Genomic DNA, 4,199 nt, shown 5'->3' with positions numbered 1-4,199 from the left:
AAGAATAATGGAGACTAACATCGTATTATTGGCATGACTAACAGTGTCTACAGAGAAGAAATGAGTTAATGCAATAAAATCACGGATTCAGGTATGTGTAAGAATTTAAGCAAAAAGTAGTGGCTCATCGACGACCTCCCCGTTGACGACACACTCATACTTAAGGCCCCAGGGCGCTGCCTCAGCTTTAAATTCAGCCAGCGAATACAAACCCAGACAGGGCTTGGCACCGCACTCACTCAAGCTACCGGCGATTAATTTCTTCGCCAGAATCAGCGCCGAGAGGGTGGGAATATACGGACCGCTACCGTGCTCGACCGCCAGCCGCCACTGAATTGCCAAGGGCTTATTAGAGGCATCACGGCCAGTAACAGTCACCTGCATACCGCCCGTTGCACTGCCCAAATCGATGAACCACCGGCTTGCCGCGACAATGGCTTTGGTCCAGCGTGACCAGTCTTTGACCAGCCCCACCTTACTGCACCACGCCATAGCCACCATACCCCAGTGCAAGAAGCCCAGTTCCAGCCCCGCCTGAAACGTGACATTTTTGACACCGTCATAACGCCGGGCAAACAGCTCCAGATCCGGCACATCGACGTTGGCCAGCCAGCGCTTACCCACGATGGAGCCAAAATCCCGCTTGCGTGGTGACATCCAGCCGTAGATAGCTTGCCAGCGCCCTGCCCGCCATACGGGCAGTTTGTGGCCGGTATAGGAGAGTATCGCACCCACGGTGGCCTCGCCGCGCTCGGCGCGATTACCCGGGGCAATGGCGCTGTCGATACTGCTTATCTGAGTAAAACGGCTGGCAAAGTGATCGACCACCGTGGACGACAGCCCCGGTACCGAACTGGCCCCTGAAACCACGAGCACACCGGCCTGCCTGGCCTGTGTCTCAAGGCGTGTGATATCGCAGACAAAGCGCCGGTCATCGGCCAGATCAATGTAGTGGCAACGCAGAGCAATGCAGGCCTCGGGTACGCGGTAGTCTTGCCCCTGGAAAGGGCCACTGGTGTGAATCACCAAGCCAGGGGCGCAAGCCGCTATACGCTCAACAAAGTCGGCCGCGCTGATATCAATAGCCACAGGCTGAAATTGAGCCACGGCCTGCTGCGCGCTCAGCGACGCGCACAGCACCTCGGCCTTAGCCAAATGTCGCCCCGCAATCACCAGACGTATACCGGCAAGCTTGGCCAGCGCCGCACTGATGCGCTTGCCGAAATTGCCATAGCCGCCCAGTACCACCACAACGTAAGGCGTGTCCCGATCATCCATTATCGTGCTCCTGCATTTGACCTCTCACCAAAAGAGTAATACATTTATTTCTGTAATGACAGAAGCTACAGAAGTAACAGACAGAATCGACACGTTGGAGCGAAACACATGCAAGTCACCGCACTCATGGAAAAATATATTCTGCACTGGGGCGAGATGGGCACACGCTGGGGAGTAAACCGCACCGTGTCACAGATTCACGCCCTGCTCTACTTGTCGCCCGAACCGCTCAATGCGGAACAGATTGCGGACCTATTATCGGTGGCGCGCTCCAATGTCAGCACCAGTTTGAAAGAACTGCAGAGCTGGGACCTAGTGCAGGTGAGCAACATCCTCGGCGATCGCCGCGACCTTTTTCACACCAAGGGCGACTGTTGGCAGATGCTGCTAACGATTGTCGAAGGCCGCAAGCGCCGCGAGATCGACCCCATCCTCAGTATGCTGCGCCAGTGTGAACTGGAAATGGTCGACGACACTGAAACCCCCGAGGCGGTTAAAGACAAGATTCGCGAGATGAGCCGCTTTGTCGGCACTCTGGTGGATTGGTATCAGCAGGTCAGTCAGCTGCCCAAGGGCACACTGGTAAAAATGATGAACATGGGCGCCAAGATCGCCCGCTTTATTCCCGGTCTTAAATAGCGCAAAAGCAGGTGAATGATGAGTAATCTATTCCAGGATTGTCTCGGTGAGAAATTTTCCCAGCTGCCCACCCTGGTGAAACAGGCACACACCGGCAGTAGCTACCTCAGCGGCCGTGCCTCCGTGCAGCACGGCAATCTCTTGGGGCGTTTAGTCTGCCATATCTTCAGTATGCCACCGGCCAGAGACAACAGCGGGCTCACTGTTCGCGGTGAACACAGTGCTGATGTGATGACCTGGAATCGCCACTTCAACGACTTCGCCATGAACTCCCACTTCTACAAAGCAGGCAGCCAACTGGTGGAGCGCTTAGGTCCCATCCACATGGCCATGGCGCTGGATGTCAGCGAGGGAAAACTGAGCTACCGCCTGTGCAAAACCAAACTCTTCGGCCTGCCGATACCGCTTTTCTTAAGCCCCAAGGTGTTAGCACTCGAGTGGCAGGAGGCCCGCCAGTACTGTTTCAGTGTTGATGTGCGCCTCCCCTTGATCGGCAAGGTATTGAGCTATCAGGGTGAGATGAGCGTTGAAAATATGGACGACGTGGAGCTAAACAATGAAAGCCTCGCCAATTGATAAATGCCTTGCGGCCAACCCGCAAATCATCCTCTTTGATGGTCTGTGTAACTTGTGCTCTGGCTGGGTCCAGTTTCTGATCGCCCGAGATCCAGCTGCCCGTTTACGTTTTTGCTCGGTGCAGTCCGCCGAGGGTCAGGCCCTGCTGACCCATATCGGCCTGCACCCCACCCGCATTGAGACCATGGCCTATATCGACCACGGCCAAGCATACCTGCATTCCGATGCTTTTTTCGCCGTGATTGCTGAACTACCGCGGCCCTGGCGCTGGCTGACACTGGGCCGCTACATACCTCGACCTTTGCGCGATGGCCTCTACCGCCTGATTGCTCGCAATCGCTACCGCATCGCCGGTAAGAAAGATCAGTGCTTGCTGCCCTCAGAAGCCCAACGCTATCCACCCGCCGCGAAAACGAACTTCGAGACTTGAGGTATTAATGCCATCTAGCTGGTTGTTGAAAAAGGCTTCCTGCCTTTTTCAAAACACGAGATCCAAAAATTGCGACTTTTGCTTCTCTCACAAAATCAATGACTTAACAGTCATTGATTTTGCCGGAACGTCCGAATTGTCGGACCACATGTTCCAGTAGCAGGCCGCCAAAATTCTTCGAATTTCAACGGCTTGCTAGATCGTGCGATGCTTCAGAGGTAACCTGAATGTCTATGGAACACTCACCGGCAGAACCAAGACACCCTACTGTTTGGCTAAAACCCGGGCTATTGATAGTTTTCGGAGCCACGTTAGAGGCGAAAAGCCATAAACATCACCCTATCCAGGTGGTATGGCCCACCGGTCAGAAGTCGATTTGTCGCCATAACGATCTGATTGCGCATGGCGCGGTGATTGTGCAGTCGCGGGTGGCCCATCAACTGACGATGGATAGCGGCTGGGTCATGCTGGTCGAACCGCAAAGCGCTCTGGGAGCGCGACTGTCGCACATGCTCGGCAATCAGGTCATGCTTGCCTTGCAAGAGTTGCCGACCGCCAGCCCACTCATACCCAGAGCCGAAGACGATCCGGCCGCTCGCCTTGTTGACCTGTTCGGTGCTCTCGGCATGAAACAGGAATTTCTGGCCCAGTCCACCGGCAATACCGCGTCAACCGTTGCGGATGAGCGATTGCGAACACTGCTACGAAACCTGGATGAGTGCCTCTCCGGCGCCTGCCTTAAACCCGCCAGCTGGCGAGCCGCCGAAGTGGCACGGTCCCTGTCATTGTCGGAAGGACGTTTTCTGCACCTGTTTCGCGAACAGATGCATATACCCTGGCGCCCTTACTTGCTTTGGCGGCGCTTGATCTGTGCCGTCAACGCCCTGGCACGGGGCGCCTCCGCCACTGAAGCAGCCTATGGAGCTGGCTTCTCCGACAGCGCCCATTTGAGCCGGACCTGTAGCGCGTCAACTATCTTGGCCGGTTCAGCGACAATTAACTTGGCCGGTTGCGCTGAACCTATGAAGCCTGCTTTTTGGCAGACTGTTTCCTTCGATAGCTGTCACCCTCGCACTGGATGATTGTGGCGTGGTGCACCAGTCGATCGATGGCGGCGACCGTCATGACGGTATCGTCGAACAACTGGTCCCAGTCCTCGAAGGATTGATTGGAGGTAATGATCAAGCTGTGGCGTTCGTACCGGTGGGCGATCAGCTCGAACAGTACACTGCTTTCCTGTTCGGTCTTGCGCACGTACCCAAGGTCATCCACGATC

General features: G+C 55.5%; 6 protein-coding genes. 4 read left to right on the top strand and 2 right to left on the bottom strand.

Translation table 11 applies throughout. The features are described 5' to 3' along the window. Positions 1-105: 105 nt before the first annotated feature. A complete protein-coding gene (locus tag G565_RS25270) occupies positions 106-1,278 on the bottom strand; it encodes a saccharopine dehydrogenase family protein (protein WP_051208350.1) in 1,173 nt (390 codons plus the stop codon). Between the two features lie 108 nt (positions 1,279-1,386). Here G565_RS25270 and G565_RS0120420 point away from each other — a divergent pair, with 108 nt between their 5' ends. From G565_RS0120420 to G565_RS25265, 4 genes are all read left to right on the top strand, one after another. After that, a complete protein-coding gene (locus G565_RS0120420) occupies positions 1,387-1,917 on the top strand; it encodes a GbsR/MarR family transcriptional regulator (protein ID WP_028672464.1) in 531 nt (176 codons plus the stop codon). Between the two features lie 15 nt (positions 1,918-1,932). Beyond that, positions 1,933-2,493: a DUF4166 domain-containing protein gene (locus G565_RS0120415; RefSeq protein ID WP_084649496.1), complete on the top strand. Its 561-nt coding sequence runs from the start codon at positions 1,933-1,935 to the stop codon at positions 2,491-2,493. Then, positions 2,474-2,923 carry a thiol-disulfide oxidoreductase DCC family protein gene (locus G565_RS0120410; RefSeq protein ID WP_037340736.1) on the top strand — a complete coding sequence of 150 codons (450 nt, stop codon included), beginning with the start codon at positions 2,474-2,476 and terminating at the stop codon, positions 2,921-2,923. Before G565_RS0120415 ends, G565_RS0120410 begins: the two co-directional genes overlap by 20 nt. Before the next feature lie 227 nt (positions 2,924-3,150). Then, complete coding sequence (locus G565_RS25265) at positions 3,151-4,005, top strand: AraC family transcriptional regulator (protein WP_211227239.1); 855 nt, start codon at positions 3,151-3,153, stop codon at positions 4,003-4,005. Here G565_RS25265 and G565_RS26620 read toward each other — a convergent pair. Beyond that, the coding region (locus G565_RS26620; RefSeq protein ID WP_169579691.1) for an ATP-binding protein at positions 3,944-4,199 on the bottom strand (256 nt) is incomplete at its 5' end. The genes G565_RS25265 and G565_RS26620 overlap by 62 nt on opposite strands.

Source organism: Saccharospirillum impatiens DSM 12546 (assembly GCF_000423605.1).
In the GTDB taxonomy this organism is placed as follows: Bacteria; Pseudomonadota; Gammaproteobacteria; order Pseudomonadales; family Natronospirillaceae; genus Saccharospirillum; species Saccharospirillum impatiens.
This window is presented reverse-complemented; position numbering and strand designations above follow the sequence as displayed.

What these genes read in the sequence shown, in the direction of transcription:
- G565_RS25270 (WP_051208350.1), bottom strand. Translation starts at nt 1,278, where the DNA reads ATGGATGATCGGGACACGCCTTACGTTGTGGTGGTACTGGGCGGCTAT.
- G565_RS0120420 (WP_028672464.1), top strand. Translation starts at nt 1,387, where the DNA reads ATGCAAGTCACCGCACTCATGGAAAAATATATTCTGCACTGGGGCGAG.
- G565_RS0120415 (WP_084649496.1), top strand. Translation starts at nt 1,933, where the DNA reads ATGATGAGTAATCTATTCCAGGATTGTCTCGGTGAGAAATTTTCCCAG.
- G565_RS0120410 (WP_037340736.1), top strand. Translation starts at nt 2,474, where the DNA reads ATGAAAGCCTCGCCAATTGATAAATGCCTTGCGGCCAACCCGCAAATC.
- G565_RS25265 (WP_211227239.1), top strand. Translation starts at nt 3,151, where the DNA reads ATGTCTATGGAACACTCACCGGCAGAACCAAGACACCCTACTGTTTGG.